This is a genomic window from Pseudomonas sp. NMI760_13 (assembly GCF_021283245.1).
In the GTDB taxonomy this organism is placed as follows: Bacteria; Pseudomonadota; Gammaproteobacteria; order Pseudomonadales; family Pseudomonadaceae; genus Aquipseudomonas; species Aquipseudomonas peradeniyensis.
This window is the reverse complement of record NZ_JAJSRC010000016.1, coordinates 1-16,090: the sequence shown is the minus strand read 5'-3', so window position 1 is coordinate 16,090 and position 16,090 is coordinate 1. Positions and strand designations below refer to the sequence as shown.

At 66.5% G+C, this 16,090-nt stretch carries 17 protein-coding genes; 4 read left to right on the top strand and 13 right to left on the bottom strand.

What is annotated here, in order from left to right; genetic code table 11:
* Nucleotides 1–144: 144 nt before the first annotated feature.
* From LU671_RS17080 to LU671_RS17050, 7 genes are all read right to left on the bottom strand, one after another.
* Nucleotides 145–510 (bottom strand): Na+/H+ antiporter subunit G, encoded by a 366-nt coding sequence (locus tag LU671_RS17080; protein ID WP_203651928.1) that lies wholly within the window; start codon nt 508–510, stop codon nt 145–147.
* A complete protein-coding gene (locus LU671_RS17075; protein WP_011534656.1) occupies nt 507–785 on the bottom strand; it encodes a K+/H+ antiporter subunit F in 279 nt (92 codons plus the stop codon). The genes LU671_RS17080 and LU671_RS17075 overlap by 4 nt, the downstream gene beginning before the upstream one ends.
* Entirely contained in the window at nt 782–1,270 is a 489-nt protein-coding gene (locus tag LU671_RS17070; protein WP_203651929.1) for a Na+/H+ antiporter subunit E, read from the bottom strand. Before LU671_RS17070 ends, LU671_RS17075 begins: the two co-directional genes overlap by 4 nt.
* Complete coding sequence (locus LU671_RS17065) at nt 1,267–2,946, bottom strand: monovalent cation/H+ antiporter subunit D (protein WP_232856328.1); 1,680 nt, start codon at nt 2,944–2,946, stop codon at nt 1,267–1,269. The genes LU671_RS17070 and LU671_RS17065 overlap by 4 nt, the downstream gene beginning before the upstream one ends.
* On the bottom strand, nt 2,943–3,287 hold the full coding sequence (locus LU671_RS17060; RefSeq protein ID WP_028690551.1) for a Na+/H+ antiporter subunit C: 345 nt from the start codon (nt 3,285–3,287) through the stop codon (nt 2,943–2,945). Before LU671_RS17060 ends, LU671_RS17065 begins: the two co-directional genes overlap by 4 nt.
* Complete coding sequence (locus tag LU671_RS17055; RefSeq protein WP_203651931.1) at nt 3,287–6,193, bottom strand: monovalent cation/H+ antiporter subunit A; 2,907 nt, start codon at nt 6,191–6,193, stop codon at nt 3,287–3,289. Before LU671_RS17055 ends, LU671_RS17060 begins: the two co-directional genes overlap by 1 nt.
* Nucleotides 6,194–6,492: 299 nt before the next feature.
* Nucleotides 6,493–7,437, bottom strand: a complete 945-nt coding sequence (locus LU671_RS17050; protein WP_203651932.1) for a DMT family transporter — start codon at nt 7,435–7,437, stop codon at nt 6,493–6,495.
* 84 nt (nt 7,438–7,521) lie between these two features.
* Between LU671_RS17050 and LU671_RS17045 the strand changes: the two genes are divergently transcribed.
* The gene (locus LU671_RS17045; protein WP_203651933.1) at nt 7,522–8,085 is read left to right on the top strand and encodes a helix-turn-helix domain-containing protein; all 564 of its coding nucleotides are present in this window, start codon (nt 7,522–7,524) and stop codon (nt 8,083–8,085) included.
* A 4-nt stretch (nt 8,086–8,089) separates the two neighbouring features.
* Here LU671_RS17045 and LU671_RS17040 read toward each other — a convergent pair whose 3' ends face one another.
* Entirely contained in the window at nt 8,090–8,638 is a 549-nt protein-coding gene (locus tag LU671_RS17040) for a cysteine hydrolase family protein (protein ID WP_232856327.1), read from the bottom strand.
* 82 nt (nt 8,639–8,720) lie between these two features.
* Here LU671_RS17040 and LU671_RS17035 point away from each other — a divergent pair, with 82 nt between their 5' ends.
* Complete coding sequence (locus tag LU671_RS17035; RefSeq protein ID WP_232856326.1) at nt 8,721–9,698, top strand: GlxA family transcriptional regulator; 978 nt, start codon at nt 8,721–8,723, stop codon at nt 9,696–9,698.
* Here LU671_RS17035 and soxR read toward each other — a convergent pair.
* On the bottom strand, nt 9,665–10,153 hold the full coding sequence (gene soxR, locus LU671_RS17030; protein WP_232856325.1) for a redox-sensitive transcriptional activator SoxR: 489 nt from the start codon (nt 10,151–10,153) through the stop codon (nt 9,665–9,667). The genes LU671_RS17035 and soxR overlap by 34 nt on opposite strands.
* 88 nt (nt 10,154–10,241) lie before the next feature.
* Here soxR and LU671_RS17025 point away from each other — a divergent pair, with 88 nt between their 5' ends.
* Nucleotides 10,242–10,622 carry an antibiotic biosynthesis monooxygenase gene (locus tag LU671_RS17025; RefSeq protein ID WP_203651937.1) on the top strand — a complete coding sequence of 127 codons (381 nt, stop codon included), beginning with the start codon at nt 10,242–10,244 and terminating at the stop codon, nt 10,620–10,622.
* On the opposite strand, the gene LU671_RS17020 is transcribed toward LU671_RS17025, so the two are convergent.
* Together LU671_RS17020 and LU671_RS17015 are read right to left on the bottom strand one after the other, a co-directional pair.
* Entirely contained in the window at nt 10,601–11,371 is a 771-nt protein-coding gene (locus tag LU671_RS17020; RefSeq protein WP_203651938.1) for an alpha/beta hydrolase family protein, read from the bottom strand. The two genes, LU671_RS17025 and LU671_RS17020, sit on opposite strands and share 22 nt — an antisense overlap.
* On the bottom strand, nt 11,355–12,467 hold the full coding sequence (locus LU671_RS17015) for a DUF3182 family protein (protein WP_232856324.1): 1,113 nt from the start codon (nt 12,465–12,467) through the stop codon (nt 11,355–11,357). Before LU671_RS17015 ends, LU671_RS17020 begins: the two co-directional genes overlap by 17 nt.
* 195 nt (nt 12,468–12,662) lie before the next feature.
* Here LU671_RS17015 and LU671_RS17010 point away from each other — a divergent pair, with 195 nt between their 5' ends.
* The gene (locus LU671_RS17010) at nt 12,663–14,465 is read left to right on the top strand and encodes an aminopeptidase P family protein (RefSeq protein WP_232856323.1); all 1,803 of its coding nucleotides are present in this window, start codon (nt 12,663–12,665) and stop codon (nt 14,463–14,465) included.
* 48 nt (nt 14,466–14,513) lie between these two features.
* Here the strand turns inward: LU671_RS17010 and LU671_RS17005 are convergent, their stop codons facing one another.
* On the bottom strand, nt 14,514–14,795 hold the full coding sequence (locus tag LU671_RS17005) for a hypothetical protein (RefSeq protein WP_186714886.1): 282 nt from the start codon (nt 14,793–14,795) through the stop codon (nt 14,514–14,516).
* Between the two features lie 185 nt (nt 14,796–14,980).
* The gene (gene rhtA / locus LU671_RS17000) at nt 14,981–15,868 is read right to left on the bottom strand and encodes a threonine/homoserine exporter RhtA (RefSeq protein WP_203651943.1); all 888 of its coding nucleotides are present in this window, start codon (nt 15,866–15,868) and stop codon (nt 14,981–14,983) included.
* Nucleotides 15,869–16,090 lie beyond the last annotated feature (222 nt).

Here is a 16,090-nt window from a genome sequence, read left to right as displayed (position 1 = left end):
CTGTAGGAGCGGCCTTGCGCCGCGAAAGGGCTGCAAAGCAGCCCCGGCAATTTATGCGTCAACGCTGAAACCCTGGGGCCGCTTTCCGGCCCATTCGCGGCGCAAGGCCGCTCCTACAACGGGCGTGCGTGGCTTGAGGCCACTTCAGTTCCCGCGATCACGCCCGCTGCTGACTTCCTCCGGTACGTCCTCGCCCGAGGTGCGCTTGCGAAACAGCGCGGCCCTGGCCAGCAGCAGGGTGGTCACCGGCACGGTGATCGACAGCAGGATCGGGATCAGCCAGGCGTGCAGCACCGGGCTTTGCTTGAGCACCGAGAAGTACAGGATCGAGGCCAGCGCCACGCACCAGGCGCCGATGGTCGAGGCCAGCGCGGGCGGGTGCATGCGCTGGAAGTACTCCTTCAGGCGCACCAGGCCGATGGCGCCGATCAGCGCGAACAGGCTGCCGATGAGCAGCAGGGCTGCCGTGATCAGCTCAAGCCAGAACGGCAATACCACGGATTCGTTCATTCGATCACCTCGCCACGCAGGAGGAACTTGGCCAGGGCGAAAGAGCCGACGAAGCCGAACAGGGCGATCAGCAGGGCGCCTTCGAAGTAGGTATCGCTGGCGTAGCGGATGCCCAGCACCAGCATCATCAGCATGCCGAGGATGTACAGGTAGTCCAGGGCCAGTACCCGGTCCTGGGCGGACGGGCCGCGGAACAGGCGGATCAGCGTCAGGCCCATGGCCAGGGCGAAGATGAACAGGCTGGCGAGGACGGCATTGGCAAGCAGGCCGCTCATTCGAAGATCTCCATCAGCGGGCGTTCATAGGTGTGTTTGAAGTGCTCGATGAATGCTGGTTCGTCGTCCAGGTCGAACACGTGCAGCAGCAGTACGCTGCGGTCCAGGGCCAGCTCCGACCAGATGGTGCCCGGCACCACGGTGGTGATCATCGACAGGGCCGCCAGGCCGTGGGCGTCGCGCAGGTCCAGCGGGATATGCACGAACGCCGAGCGCGGTGGCGTGCTGCCGGCGCGCAGGACACCACGGGCGACCTGCAGGTTGGAATGGATCACGTCGAGGCCGACCCGGCCAATCAGCTTGGCGATCACCCAGGGCCGGCGCACGTGGGCATGCTGCGGGCGCAGCGGCGCCATCAGGATCGGCGCGAGGATACCCAGCAGGGCGCCCAGCAGCAGGTTGCCGGGGCTGACCGACAGATTGAGCAGCAGCCACAGCACGAACAGCGCAACGGACAGCAATGGCGCGGGGAACAGTCGGTTCATGGCTGCACCTCCAGGCCGGCGGTGGTCGGGCCAGGTACTGGCCGCGTCGACATCACGGCATTGATGTAGGCTTCCGGCGTGCGCAGGCTGGCGGCGGTGTCCTGGGTGTAGCGCAGCAGCGGCTCGGCCTTGAGGCTGAGGAAGATGCACAGGCCCAGGAGGATGACGATGGGCACGCATTCATAGCGACGCAACACCGGGGAGGGGCGCTCCTCGGGCTTCCAGAAGCGCTGGATGCCGACACGGCCGAAGGCGATCAGCGAGGCCATGCCGGACAGCACCAGCAGGGTGACCAAGGTCCAGCCAGCGGCGCCCAGCGGTTGCTCCGGGGCAACCCCCAGCCCCTGCGGGTTGAACAGCGCACTGATCAGGTTGAGCTTGCCGATGAAGCCCGACAGCGGCGGCATGCCGATGATCAGCAGGGCGCAGGCGATGAAGCTCAGGCCCAGGAAGGCCATGGTCCAGGGAATGATCTGGCCGATCACCACCTGCTGCTCGTCGTCCAGGTTGATGCCCTTGGGCGGATGCAGCGACTCCAGCGGCGAAGGCATCGCATCCTCTTCCTCGTCCAGTGGCGCCTCGTTGGCCGAGCGCGAACGCTCCACCAACTCGGCCAGCAGGAACAGCGCGCACAGGGCCAGCGTGGAGCTTGCCAGGTAGAACAGCGCGGCGCCGGTCAGGATCGACTGGCCGAAGCCGACGGCGGCCAGCAGTGTACCGGCGGACATCAGGATGCTCAGGGCCGCCAGGCGCTCCAGGCGCTGGGCGGCGAGGATCGACATGGCCGCCACGGCCAGGGTCGCCAGGCCGCCGTACACCAGCCAGTCGCCGCCGAAGAACGCTGAGGCGCCGGCCTGGCCGGAGAACAGCAGCGTCCACATGCGCAGGATGGCGTACAGCCCGACCTTGGTCATGATTGCGAACAGCGCGGCCACCGGCGCGCTGGCCGATGAATAGGCCGGCACCAGCCAGAAGTTCAACGGCCACATCCCGGCCTTGGCCAGGAAGGCGATGGCCAGGATCGCCGCGCCGGCATGCAGCAGGCCGCGGTCGGCTTCCGGCACCAGCGCCACCTTCAGCGCCAGGTCGGCCATGTTCAGGGTGCCGGTCACGCCATAGAGCATGGCCGCACCAACCAGGAACAGCGACGAAGCGAACAGGTTGATGGCGATGTAGTGCAGCCCGGCCTTGACCCGCGCCCGCCCCGAGCCATGCAGCAGCAGGCCGTAGGAGGCCGCCAGCAGCACCTCGAAGAACACGAACAGGTTGAACAGGTCGGCGGTGAGGAAGGCGCCGTACAAGCCCATCAGCTGGATCTGGAACAGTGCGTGGAAGCTGGCCCCGGCGCCGTCCCAGCGTGCCCGGGCGAACAGCAGGGCGCTCAGGCCGACGATGCCGGTCAGGGTCAGCAGCAGCGCCGACAGGTGATCGACCACCAGAGCGATACCAAACGGCGCCGGCCAGTTGCCCGGCAGGTAGACGCCGATGGACTCGGCCTGGCCCTGGGTGCGCACCCACATCAGCAAGGTGACGGCGATGCCCAGGCCGAGGGCGGTGGACAGCAGGTTCAGGCGCGCCTTCAGCCAGCGGTGCTTCTCGCCGATCAACAGCATCAACGATGCGGTAATCAACGGCAGCAGGATCGGCGCGATGATCAGTTGGTTCATCCCGCTCATTCCTCACGCTCCCGGCCATCGACGTGGTCGGTCCCGGTCAGGCCGCGGGAGGCCAGCAGCACCACCAGGAACAGCGCGGTCATGGCGAAGCTGATGACGATCGCGGTGAGCACCAGCGCCTGGGGCAGCGGGTCGGTGTAGTGCAGCAGGTCGTGGGGCACGCCGTCCTTGATGATCGGCTCCTTGCCGATGAACAGGCTGCCCATGCTGAAGATGAACAGGTTGACCCCGTAGGACAGCAGGCACAGGCCCATGATCACCTGGTAGGTCCGCGGGCGCAGGACCAGCCAGACCCCGGAGGCGGCCAGGACACCGATGGCGACTGCAATGACTTCTTCCATCAGGCGGCTCCTGCTTGGCTGGACTTGGCGGGGCGGTAGGCACGCACCGACTGGTGGGCCAGGGCGGTGAGGATCAGCAGGGTCGAGCCGACCACCACGGTGTACACGCCGATGTCGAAGAACAGCGCGCTGGCCACGTGCACGTCACCCAGCAGTGGCAGGTGCAGGTGGGCGGTGTGAGTGGTCAGGAACGGGTAGCCCAGCAGCATCGCCCCGGCACCGGTGAGGGTGGCGCAGAGCAGGCCGGTGCCCATCCAGCGCAGCGGACGCAGGCTCATCTGCGCCTCCACCCACTGGGTGCCGGCGACCATGTACTGCAGGATGAACGCCACCGACATCACCAGGCCGGCGACGAAACCGCCGCCCGGCTGGTTGTGGCCGCGCATGAACAGGTACATCGACACCAGCAGGGCGATTGGCAGCAGCAGGCGCACCAGGGCGGCCGGCACCATCATGAAGCCGAGCGCGGTGTCGGTGGCCTGGCGCGGGTTGACCAGGTCGGTGACCACGTCCGGCGCCAGCTGACGCTGCTGGGCCGGCAACTGCATGCTCTCCTTCGGCGGGCGGAAGCGGCGCAGCAGGGCGAACACGGTCAGCGCCACGGCCACCAGCACGGTGACCTCGCCGAGGGTGTCGAAGCCGCGGAAGTCCACCAGCATCACGTTGACCACATTGCTGCCGCCGCCCTGGGGCAGGGCGCGGCTGAGGTAGAACGACGAGATGTCGTTGGGTGTCGGGCGGGTCAGCATGGCGTAGGACAGCAGCGCCATGCCGCCGCCGACCAGCACCGCCAGCACCAGGTCGCGCAGGCGTCGCAGGCGTGCGCGGTCCTGGCTGCCGGGCAGCGGCGACACGCCTTCGATACGCCGTGGCAGCCAGCGCAGGCCGAGCAGGATCAGCACGGTGGTGACCACCTCGACCGCCAGCTGGGTCAGCGCCAGGTCCGGCGCGGAGAACCAGACGAAGGTGATGCAGGTCATCAGGCCGCAGACACCGACCATGATCAAGGCCGCCAGTCGATGGTACTTGGCCTGGTAGGCGGCGCCGATGGCGCAGGCGATGGCGATCAGCCAGAGGGCGACGAACACCCCGGAGCCCGGGATCTTCGGCCGGTCGCCCCAGCTCAGGCCGCTGTACAGCAGCGGCACCAGGCCGGCGACGAAGGCCGCCAGCACCAGCATGAACAGTTGCGTCTGCAGGCGCTTGGTGGTCAGCAGGCGCTCGGCATGCCGGGCCAGCAGCATCAGGCGCACCAGGCCGTGCTCGAACAGGCGCTTGCCGTTGAAGCGCTCGATTAGCGGCGGGTAGGGGAAACGGCCGCGCTGCAGCTGCTTGCGCAATAGCAGGTAGAGGACAATGCCGCCGGTCATGGCGATCAGGCTCATCATCAGTGGCGCGTTCCAGCCGTGCCAGATGGCCAGGCTGTATTCCGGCAGGACGCCGCCCACCACCGGTGTGGCGGCAGCGGCCAGCAGCGGACCGACCGATTGCGCCGGGAAGATGCCCACCACCAGGCAGGTGAGCACCAGCAGCTCGACCGGCGCGCGCATCCAGCGCGGCGGCTCGTGGGGCGTGTGCGGCAGGTCCTGGGCCGGTGGGCCGAAGAACACGTCGACGGTGAAGCGCAGCGCGTAGGCCACGCTGAAGGTCCCGGCGAGGGTGGCGATCACCGGCAGGGCCGCTTCGACCCAGGCCGTGGAGGTGATGAATACGGTCTCGGCGAAGAACATCTCCTTGGACAGGAAACCGTTCATCAACGGCACGCCGGCCATCGAGGCGCTGGCGACCATCGCCAGGGTCGCGGTGAACGGCACCAGGCGGAACAGGCCGCTCAGGCGGCGGATGTCACGGGTGCCGCTCTCGTGGTCGATGATCCCCGCCGCCATGAACAGCGAGGCCTTGAAGGTGGCGTGGTTGAGGATGTGGAACACCGCGGCGACCGCCGCCAGCGGGCTGTTCAGGCCCAGCAGCAGGGTGATCAGGCCCAGGTGGCTGATGGTCGAATAGGCCAGCAGGCCCTTGAGGTCGTTCTGGAACATCGCGGCGAAGGCGCCGAGCAGCAGGGTGGCGGCGCCGGCGCCGCCGACGATCCAGAACCATTCCTCGCTGCCCGACAGCGCCGGCCACAGGCGGGCCAGCAGGAACACCCCGGCCTTGACCATGGTCGCCGAGTGCAGGTAAGCCGAGACGGGGGTTGGGGCCGCCATGGCATGGGGCAGCCAGAACTGGAAGGGGAATTGCGCGCTCTTGCTCAGGGCGCCGATCAGGATAAGGGGCAGCAGCACCGGGTACAGCGCATGCTGGCGGATGGTGTCGCCGGCAGCCAGGACCTTGTCCAGGTCATAGCTGCCGACCACATGGCCGAGCAGCAGGGCCCCGACCAGCAGGCACAAGCCGCCGGCCCCCGTGACCATCAACGCCATGTAGGCGCCGCGGCGGGCGTCGGCGCGGTGGTGCCAGTAGCCGATCAGCAGGAAGGAGAACAGGCTGGTCAGCTCCCAGAAGAACACCAGCTGGATCAGGTTGCCGGAGATCACCAGGCCGAGCATGGCACCCATGAACGCCAGGAAGAAGGCGAAGAAGCGCGGCACCGGGTCCTGGGGCGACATGTAGTAGCGGGCGTACAGCGACACCAGGGTACCGATGCCCAGCACCAGCAGGCTGAACAGCCAGGCGAAGCCGTCCATGCGCAGGACCAGGTTCAGGCCCAGGCTCGGTAACCAGAGGAACTCTTCGCGGATCACCCCGCCATCGGCAATCTGGGGGTACAGCAACGCCACCTGGACGGTGCCGACCAGGGCCACGAGCCCGGCAAGAATGGACTCGGCGTTGCGTGCGTTGTGCGGCAGTACAGCCGCCAGGCAACTGCCCAGGAAGGGCAGAAGCAATAGCACAATCAATGACATAGCGTTCTGTTCTGAGAAGTTTGCCAAGGATCATACGTGCCGGACGGTTGATCACCAACACGCAAGGGTTTGCAGGATCCTACAAATGTGCTGTGACAAGCTGTTTTTTTATAACAGTTTCTTTCAGAGCATAGCGGCTGATCGTGTGCCCGTGGGGTTGTGCGTTCCCTGTGTAGGAGCGGCCTTGTGCCGCGAAAGGGCCGCATGGCGGCCCCGGGGATTCAGTGTTCAATCGCCGGGGCTGCTTTGCAGCCCTTTTTGCGGCGCAAGGCCGCTCCTACACAGGGTGGTTGCCTTGCCTACAACCCCGCCTCGCGCTCGCGCGCCTCATCATCCTGCAAGGCGCTGGCCTCATCCTGGCGACGGATCTTCAGCTCGCTCACCACCACTGCCAGCACGATCAGCAGCCCGCCGATCAGCGCCACGCCCGGCAGGCGCTCGCCGGCGATGCGCCCGACGATGCCGGCCCACACCGGCTCGCCAGCGTAGATCAGGGTGGCGCGGGTCGGCGAAACCGACTGCTGCGCCCAGTTCATCGCCACCTGGATCACCGCGCTCATGGCCCCCAGGCCTACCGCGCTTGCCAGCAGCAGCCAGGAAAAACCGGGCAGCTGCTCCTGGGTCGGCACGATCATCAGGAACGACAGCGCCGAGGCGGTGGCCAGTTGCACCACGGTGACCCGGCGCACATCGACCTTGCCGGCGTAGCGGCTGATCAGGATGATTTCGCCGGCGATCGCCACGGCGCTGACCAGGGTCACCAGTTCACCTTCGCTGAAGTGCAGCGCGCCGCCCTCGGGACCGGCCAGCAGCATCAGGCCGACGAAGGCCAGGCCGATGCCCAGGCTCGGCATCAGGCCCGGGCGGCGGCCCAGCACCAGCCATTGCAGCAGCGGCACGAAGGGCACGTAGAGCGCGGTGATGAACGCCGACTGGCTGCTGCTGATGGTCTGCAGGCCCATGGTCTGCAAGCCGTAGCCAAGCATGATCGACACGCCGATGAGCACGCCGGCCTTGAGCTCGGTGAAGGTCAGCCCCGACAGCGAACGGGCCGACACCAGGCCGACGAACAGCGCGGCGGCGGCAAAGCGCAGTCCGACGAAGAACATCGGCCCGCTGACGGTCATGACGTTGTGCACGATCAGGAAGGTGCCGCCCCAGAGCATGGTGATGAACACCAGCACCAGTTCGGCCTTGCTCAGGCGCAAGCTGACGGTGGGTTTGCGGGTGGGGGCCTGGCTCATGGTCTTGCGCACTCGGAAGGGGCGGCGCACAATTCGCCGCAAAGTGGGCAGTATACTGCGCATCCCCTACCAGTGAGCAATATAGTGCACAAAGATTCCGAGCACCGCGCATCGGTGCTGCAGCATGTCAGCCAGAACGTTCGTCGCCTGCGTGGCGACGCCGGCCTGAGCCAGGCCGTCCTGGCCGAGCGTTCCGGGGTCAGTCGGCGGATGCTGGTGGCCATCGAGGCCGGTGAGAAGAATGTCAGCCTCACCACCCTGGACCTGATCGCCGAAGCGCTGGGGGTGGCGTTCAGCACCCTGATCCAGGCGCCGGACCGGCGCGATCCCAGCCGCATCGAAGAACTGGCCTGGGCCGGTGTGCACCCTGCCAGCCGCGCCGTGCTGCTCGGTAGCAGCCCGGCGCGCCGCGAGGTCGAGTTGTGGGAGTGGACCCTGGCCCCCGGCGAGTGCTATGCCAGTGAAGCCGACGCCGCCGGCTGGAGCGAGCAGATCTATGTGACCGACGGCCGCCTGACCCTGATCATAGAAGAAGGAGAGCGGCAACTGGGCAAGGGCGAGTTCTTCGTCTTCCCCAGCAACTGTCGCTACGCCTACCGCAACGATGGCCAGGAGCCGGTGCGTTTCGTGCGCAACGTGGTGATCTGAGCCCTCAACCGGCCAGCAGCTCGTCGGTACTGGCGACCCTGGCATAGGCGAACGCCAGCGCGGCCATTGCTGAGGCGTGCACATCGGCCGCCGCCACCCGCTTGCCGTCGAACTCCAACGCCAATGTTGCGCAGGCATCGTGGGCCACGCTGACTTCATAGCCGAAGTCGGCGGCGGCGCGGGTCGCGGCATCGATGCACATGTGGCTCATGCTGCCGGCGATAGTCAGTGCCTTGATGTCGTGCTGGTCGAGCAGCGCCTTCAGCTGGGTGTCGCGGAAGCTGTTGACCTTGTGCTTGAGCACCACCGTCTCGCCGGCCGCCGGCGCGACCTTGGGATGGATCTGCGCGCCGACCGACCCTGGCACGAAGAAGGGCGCGTCGGCACTTTCGAACTCATGGCGCACATGCACCACCAGGTCGCCCCGCTCGCGGGCTGCGGCCAGCAACCGGGCGGCGTTGTCGGCCGCCGCCTCGGCGCCGTCCAGGGTCCATTTGCCACCGGGGAAGTAGTCGTTCTGGATATCGATGATGATCAGGGCGCGCTTGCTCATGGTGCCTCCTGCGGCAGTAGTGATGAACTGCCGATAGTTATAGGCTTGGGCGACCCGATCGAGGATAGGCGCGAGCGACACAATGACGGCAAAAACTGACAGCCTGGAAATCGGCGTGCTGATCTATCCCGGCGCGCAGAGCGCGGCGGTGCACGGCTTGACCGACCTGTTCGCGGTGGCCAACCGGGTCGCCGCGCAGCTGGGCGCCCATGATCTGCCAGTACTGCGAGTGACCCATTGGCAGCTCGATGGAGCGGGTCAGTTGCAGGTGGTGCATGACAGCCTGCCGGCGAACGGCCATGCGCTGCGGGCGCTGATGATTCCGCCGAGCCTGGCGGCGACCCCTTCGGCCGAGGTGTTGCAGGCCCATCGCGCCGCGCTCTGCCAGGTGCACGGCCAGGGCACCGTGCTGGCCTCGGTGTGCATCGGTGTGTTCCTGATGGCCGGCAGCGGCCTGCTGGATGGTCGGGCGGCCTGCACCCACTGGAACTATGCCCAGGCCCTTACCGAACGCTTTCCCAGGGTGCGGGTACAGGGCAGCCAGCCGCTGCTCGACGACGGCGACATCGTCACCTCCGCCGGGCTGATGGCCTGGACCGACCTCGGCCTGCACCTGATCGAGCGCTTCCTCGGCCACACCCTGGCCCGCGAGACGGCCCGCTATCTTGCGGTCGAGCCCTCGCCGGCGCCGTTGCCCGGCGCCCTGTTCCAGCCGCGCCTGGACCATGGTGACGAGGCGGTGCTGAAGGTGCAGCACTGGTTGCAGGCAGAGGAGGCCCGGGATGCCAGCCTGGCCGACATGGCCGGTTGCGCGGGCCTCGAGCCGCGCACCTTCCTGCGTCGCTTTCGCGCCGCCACCGGCCTGCGCCCCACCGAATACGCGCAGCAGGTGCGGGTCGGCCGGGCCTGCCGCTTGCTGGAGTTCACCCGGCGCAGCGTCGACCAGATCGCCTGGGGCGTCGGCTATCAGGACCCCAGCGCCTTTCGCAAGGTGTTCCAGCGCCTGACCGGGATGACCCCCAGCGATTACCGTCGGCGTTTCGCGGTCATCAGCGGCTGAGTTTCGCTGGTGGTTGGGTGCGGCCCCGGGCCTTCATCGGCGAGGCGGTCGTGATGGTTGCGCAGCGGGCATTCCTTCAACGACATGCAGCCACAGCCGATGCAGCCGTCGAGCTGATCGCGCAGCATCACCAGCTCGTCGATGCGCCGGCTCAGGTCGTCGCGCCAGCGCGCCGAGAGGCGCTGCCAGTCGTCGGCGGTAGGGGTGTGATCGCAGGGCAGGGCCTCCAGGGCGCTGGCGATGTCGGCCAGGGCGATGCCCAGGCGCTGGGCCATCTTGATCACCGCCACCCGGCGCAGCATGGCCCGTGGATAGCGGCGCTGGTTGCCGGCGTTGCGAGTGCTGTGGATCAGTCCCTTGGTCTCGTAGAAGTGCAGGGCGGTCACGGCCACGCCGCTGCGCGCGGCCAGCTGGCCGACGCTGAGCAGGCGCTCCTGGGCGGAAGGGGGCTTCATCGGCAATAAAATCCTTGACCTTGAGTTAGCTGGAGGTTTTACCCTCCACGACCATCTGCTGCAAGAGCCCGAAACGAGGAGATGCGTCATGGCGGCCAACACCCATTCCCTGTGGTTCACCCAGATGATCGAGTACGACGTGCCACCGTTGCGCCAGGACGCCCTGGCCGAGGCCCTGGTGGTGCGCAGCGAGCACCTCGCGCAACGCTGCGATGGTCTGCTGAGCGTCAGCATCCAGGTCAGCGACGACGGTCGTCGGGTGCTCCAGCACCTGCGCTGGCAATCGCGCCAGGCCTGGGTCGCCGCCGCCGGCTGCTTCATCGAGGAGCCGTTCCTCGACCTGCTGGGCGAGCACCAGGCCCGCGGGGTGAACTTCGCCGCGTACCAGACGCTGCGCAGCCTGGTGCGTGGCGCCGATGGCGGCCTGCATTGTCAGCTGGGTAGCACTCAGGCATACCAGGGCGCGTAGTGCGGGTAGCGGTCCAGGCGCGCGCCGATGACCATCTCGCTGATCCACGCCGTGAGTATGGCGCTGTAGGCTTTCTGGCTTTCCTCGCTGGACAGCGCGTGGTCGGCGCCGTCGACCAGGCGGTGGGTCATCGAGTGGGCGCCGACGAAGGCCGAACGGTAGCTCATCAGCGTGCTGTGCGGCACATAGTCGTCCTGTTCGGATTCCACCAGCAGCACGTCGCCGGCGAATTCGGCGCAGGCGGCCAAGGCGCGGTTGTCGGCCGGCCCGAGGTCACGCAGGCGGTAGGCGTTGAGCCGCTGGCGGTCGAGGGCCTGCTTGGGCGCCTCCCATTCATCGTCCCAATAGAGGGCCGGTACCCTCAACGCCAGCCATTTGACTGGCCGGTGACGGGTGAGCAGGGTCGCCAGGTAGCCGCCATAGCTGCTGCCGATCACGGCGATGGCGCCGGGATCGACCGACGGGTGGCTGGCCAACCGGTCGTAGGCGGCCAGCAGGTCGGCCAGGTTCTGCTCGCGGGTGACGGTCAGGCGCTGGCTCTCGGTCTTTTCATGTCCGCGCAGGTCGAAGGTCATGCACACGCAGCCGAGCCCGGTGATCTGCCGGGCACGGGCCAGGTCGCGTTGCTGGCTGCCGCCCCAGCCATGGACGAAGAGGATCCCCGGCATGCGGCTGCCCGGGCTGACCAGGGTGCCGACGATGCTGTCACCCTCGACGTGCAGTTCCACGGTTTCACTCTCGATTGTCATGGTCGCGTATCCGTGCATATTTGCTGAGTTGTCCAAGTTCACTGTCATGGCCCTGATAGAACAGGGTGGCGTCGGCGGGCAGTTGCGTGTCGCCGAATACCTCGTGAGTCGAGGCGCGTAGCCGTTGCAGCGCCGGATCGGCGGCGAAGGCCTGCAGCGCAAGGACCTCGGCGGGGCTGGCACCGCCCAGGCGCCAGGACTGTTCAAGCACGCCGCTGCGCAGATGGCCGTGATGGTCCTGGCCGCGGGCTATGTCGTAGTTGCGACGTGAGGCGATGAAGCCCGGGAAGTAGCGTTCGGCGGCCTCTTCGTAGGTCATGGCCTGGTTGATGGCCAGGCGCAGGTGGTCCTCGAGCGGCAGTTGCAGCAGTTGCTGGTAGTCGCCGCGCACGATCACCAGGTCGGAGCCACCATACACCTCGGTGCCCGCATGATCGCGGGTGAGGTGCTGGGTGCCGTGATAGCTCAAGGTTAGCCCGGCCACGCGTACCTGCCCTACGCTGAAGGTCTCGACCTCGTCGAGGTCTTCTTCCAGTACCAATCCCCACAAGCTCAGTTGTTGTTCATCCATCGCCTCCAGCAGCGGCTCCAGGGCCAGCCTGTCGATGATCACCTCCTGGCCCCGGCCGGCGCAGGCCAGTACCGGCTTGATCCTTACCGGCCCATCGCGCAGCAGCAGTTCGGCGGCGCGGCGGGCGTCGGCCCTGGAGAACACGGTATAGCCGCGCAGCAGGGCGTCGCTGGCATGCTGGGCAAAGGCATCGGTCCAGCCGGGCGGAAAGCTGGCGTCGGCCGGCAGCGGGTGGGAGATGGCTTTGGTGGCCATGTGCGGATGGCTGACCATGCCACCGAACAGATCCTGTTCGTCGTGAATGCCCAGCGCTGCGTGACGCTCCTGATCGACCAGGGTCTGGGTCGGTACATAGTAGTAGCCGGTCGCATCGGATTGCGTGGGCGAAGGCTCGACCCGCTCGACATCCAGCAGACGCGCCAGGTGATCGGCGATCTTCAGGTGGACTGCGCGTTCATGCTCGGGTGTGTGCTCGCGGGTGTCGAGCAGCACGACGGCGCTTTTCGGTTCGCGTGAGTGGGGCATGCTCGGCCTCGCGTACGCACGGTATGTAAGGGTTGTGAAGGCCCGCAGCCGGTTTAGTTCAGGAGGATGGATCGACGGTCGTCAGGGCAGTTGGGGCAATGCATGCCTTGTTACGGTCGTGGAGATTGCGGGCGCCAGCCGGCTGTTCCATTATCAACGCCCTGGACCCGTCGACACCTATCCGCAGGAGTGCGCATGAACAGTCAGTCCCCCCTTCACGAATCCGTCCCGGCGCGTCTTGCCCGCGTGCGCGAGGTCATGACCCGGGAGGGCGTGGATGCCCTGCTGGTGCCTTCGGCCGACCCGCACCTGTCCGAGTACCTGCCGGGCTATTGGCAAGGTCGGCAGTGGCTGTCCGGGTTCCTTGGTTCGGTGGGGACGCTGGTGGTGACGGCGGACTTTGCCGGGCTGTGGGCTGACAGTCGTTACTGGGAACAGGCGGACAAGGAACTGGCCGGCAGCGGCATCGAGTTGATGAAACTGCGCCCCGGGGAGCCCGGGGCGCTGGAGTGGCTGGGTGCGCAAGTGTCCGGCACCGTCGCGGTGGACGGCGCGGTCATGGCCCTGGCCTCGGCGCGGCAACTGGGCGAGCGTCTGCAGGCGCGTGGCGCGACATTGCGCACGGATCTCGACTTGCTGGACCAGGTGTGGGGGGGACGCCCCTCGCTGCCGGGCAATCCGGTGTACCAGCACCTGCCACCCCATGCCACGGTCAACCGTGCGCAAAAGCTCGCCGAGTTGCGCAGCACACTGCGGGAGAAGGGCGCCGACTGGCATTTCATCGCCACCCTCGACGACATCGCCTGGCTGTTCAACCTGCGGGGTAGCGATGTCTCCTACAACCCCGTGTTCGTTTCCTTCGCCCTGGTCAGCCAGGACAAGGCGTTCCTGTTTGTCGGGCGTGACAAGGTCGATAGCCACCTGCGCCAGGTACTGGCGGCCGATGGTATCGAGGTTCGCGACTACGTTGGGGTCAATGACGCGCTGGCCGCGATTCCGGCTGCGGCGAGTCTGCTGGTAGATCCGGCGCGGGTCACCCGTGGCCTGCTGGACAACCTGCACGAGCAGGTGCGGCTGGTCGAGAGCATCAACCCGACTACCCTGAGCAAGTCGCGCAAGGGGGAGGGGGACCTCGTCCATATTCGCCAGGCCATGGAGCAGGATGGCGCGGCGCTGTGCGAGTTCTTCGCCTGGTTCGAGGCGAACCAGGGGCAGGAGCGGATCACCGAGCTGACCATCGACGAGCAACTGAGCGCGGCCCGGGCCCGTCGTCCTGGTTATGTGTCGTTGAGCTTTTCGACCATTGCCGCGTACAACGCTAATGGCGCGATGCCACATTACCGAGCTACGGACGAGTCCCATGCCGTGATCGAGGGTAATGGCCTATTGTTGATCGACTCCGGGGGACAGTACCTGGGGGGCACTACGGACATTACCCGTATGGTGCCGATCGGTGAGCCTAGCCAGGCACAGAAGGCCGACTGCTCGCGGGTGCTCAAGGGCATGATCGCGTTGTCGCGCGCGCGATTCCCGCGAGGCATTCTTTCGCCGTTGCTGGATGCCATCGCGCGAGCGCCGATCTGGGCGGATCAGGTCGATTACGGTCATGGCACCGGTCATGGTGTCGGCTACTTCATGAATGTGCACGAAGGCCCGCAAGTGATTGCCTACCAAGCTGCGCCGGCGCCGCAGACAGCGATGCAGCCGGGCATGATCAGTTCGATCGAGCCGGGGACCTACCGGTCGGGCGAATGGGGCGTGCGCATCGAGAACCTGGTGGTCAACCGCCAGGCGGGTAGCAGCGAGTTCGGTGAGTTCCTTGAGTTCGAAACGCTGACCCTGTGCCCGATCGATACGCGCTGCCTGCTCGTCGAGAAGCTCGGTAGCGAGGACATTGCCTGGTTGAATCGCTATCACCAGACGGTGCGCGAACGGCTGGCCCCGTTGCTGGCTGGGGACGCGTTGGCATGGTTGGAGCAGCGTACTGCGCCGATCTGAAACAGGCGGGCCTGAAAGCGAAAGGGCAGCCCTTGGCTGCCCTTTTCGTTATTTGCAGATCACGATCATGCTGCGGCTGGTGTAACCGGCGGGGTTGATACCGAATACATAGTCGCCAGGCTCTTCGTCGGTGTCGCCGGAGCGGGCGATGACCTTGTAGCCCTTGCTGCTGCAGGCGCTGGCGGCTTTGCTATAACACTTGTCCCACGACGAGGAGAGCCCCGAGCAGTTGATGTGCAGGCCCTTCTTCCCCCGTTTCACCTCGGTGTTGGCTGTCGCGGCGCATCCCGCGATGGCCAGGATGCCCAGAATGAGCAAAATACGTTTCATTCCTGTCCTTATCGGCCCGACTGCTTTAACGGACCTGTCGTTTGCGCTTTGCCTCTTCCCTGATGATCCCCGGCGTCCATGTGCCGCCCAGTAGATAGCGTCAAGATGATGATTGGGTGACAGCTTAATCAGCCAGGCCGGGTGGTACAAGGTTGCAGGTCAGCTAAATGCAAATATTTCTCAAATCAGTCGGCGGCAACGGGCGGTGCTGTGTCCCGTTTCATGGAAAGTGTCGCCCCCACCGACGCGGTGATGATGGCAAGAATCGCCAGCCATTGCCAAAGGGTGAGTTTCTCACCCAGGAAGAGTAGGCCGGACAACGCGCCAAAGGCCGGTTCGATGCTCATCAGCGTGCCGAAGGTACGGGCGGGCATGCGGGTCAGGGCGACCATTTCCAGGCTGTAGGGGAGGGCTGTCGACAGAATGGCCACGCCCAGGGCCACTGGCAGGAGCGCGGGTGTCAGCAGGGCACTGCCGGCGTGGACGATACCGATGGGGGCGACGAACAGCGCGGCGATCACAACGCCCAGGGCTGCGGTCTGGATGCCGTTCTCGGCACCGGCTTTCTGTCCATAGAGGATGTACAGCGCCCAGCACACGCCTGCCCCCAGGGCATAGGCGGCACCGACCGGGTCCAGCCCGCCACCGGTCTGGCCGACAGGAATCAGCAGCAGCAGGCCGGCGACCGCCAGGGCGATCCACAGGAAGTCCAGCGCCCGTCGCGAGGCCCATAGCGCCACGGCCAGTGGGCCAGTGAACTCGAGGGCGACGGCGATACCCAGTGGCACACTGCGCAAAGACATATAGAAGAGGAAGTTCATGCCGCCCAGGGCCATGCCGTAGATGATCACACTGCGCAGGGTGCTGGCGTCCAGGCGTGCGCGCCAGGGGCGTAGTAGCAGAAGCATGATGACGCTGGCGAAGATAAGGCGCAGGGCAGTGGTGCCCTGGGCGCCGACGATGGGGAACATGCTCTTGGCCAGTGATGCCCCGGACTGGATGGAGGCCATGGCGATCAGCAGCAGACCGATGGGGAACAGCGTGGCGGTCAGGCTGCGGTTTGGGGTGTTCATGGGGGTTTCCGATTATTGTGCGCGCTAGGGTGCGCAATATAGTGCGCAACGGGAGGGTGGGTTGGCAAGGTTGGGATAGGGTTGGTGGGTGGTGTGAGGGCTGGGAGGTGCCTGCCTTGGGGTTGTGTTGTGTTTCAGAGGTGTCCGCCGAAGATTCTCTGGCGCCTATGAGATCGAGCGCCGCCCGCGCGGCGCATCGCGGCACAAGGCCGCTCCTACATC

Coding starts and splice junctions, on each gene's coding strand:
- LU671_RS17015 (WP_232856324.1), bottom strand. CDS start 12,467: ATGCCCCACTCACGCGAACCGAAAAGCGCCGTCGTGCTGCTCGACACC.
- LU671_RS17020 (WP_203651938.1), bottom strand. CDS start 11,371: ATGACAATCGAGAGTGAAACCGTGGAACTGCACGTCGAGGGTGACAGC.
- rhtA (WP_203651943.1), bottom strand. CDS start 15,868: ATGAACACCCCAAACCGCAGCCTGACCGCCACGCTGTTCCCCATCGGT.
- LU671_RS17040 (WP_232856327.1), bottom strand. CDS start 8,638: ATGAGCAAGCGCGCCCTGATCATCATCGATATCCAGAACGACTACTTC.
- LU671_RS17065 (WP_232856328.1), bottom strand. CDS start 2,946: ATGAGCGGGATGAACCAACTGATCATCGCGCCGATCCTGCTGCCGTTG.
- LU671_RS17080 (WP_203651928.1), bottom strand. CDS start 510: ATGAACGAATCCGTGGTATTGCCGTTCTGGCTTGAGCTGATCACGGCA.
- LU671_RS17005 (WP_186714886.1), bottom strand. CDS start 14,795: ATGAAACGTATTTTGCTCATTCTGGGCATCCTGGCCATCGCGGGATGC.
- soxR (WP_232856325.1), bottom strand. CDS start 10,153: ATGAAGCCCCCTTCCGCCCAGGAGCGCCTGCTCAGCGTCGGCCAGCTG.
- LU671_RS17055 (WP_203651931.1), bottom strand. CDS start 6,193: ATGTCATTGATTGTGCTATTGCTTCTGCCCTTCCTGGGCAGTTGCCTG.
- LU671_RS17010 (WP_232856323.1), top strand. CDS start 12,663: ATGAACAGTCAGTCCCCCCTTCACGAATCCGTCCCGGCGCGTCTTGCC.
- LU671_RS17025 (WP_203651937.1), top strand. CDS start 10,242: ATGGCGGCCAACACCCATTCCCTGTGGTTCACCCAGATGATCGAGTAC.
- LU671_RS17075 (WP_011534656.1), bottom strand. CDS start 785: ATGAGCGGCCTGCTTGCCAATGCCGTCCTCGCCAGCCTGTTCATCTTC.
- LU671_RS17050 (WP_203651932.1), bottom strand. CDS start 7,437: ATGAGCCAGGCCCCCACCCGCAAACCCACCGTCAGCTTGCGCCTGAGC.
- LU671_RS17060 (WP_028690551.1), bottom strand. CDS start 3,287: ATGGAAGAAGTCATTGCAGTCGCCATCGGTGTCCTGGCCGCCTCCGGG.
- LU671_RS17035 (WP_232856326.1), top strand. CDS start 8,721: ATGACGGCAAAAACTGACAGCCTGGAAATCGGCGTGCTGATCTATCCC.
- LU671_RS17070 (WP_203651929.1), bottom strand. CDS start 1,270: ATGAACCGACTGTTCCCCGCGCCATTGCTGTCCGTTGCGCTGTTCGTG.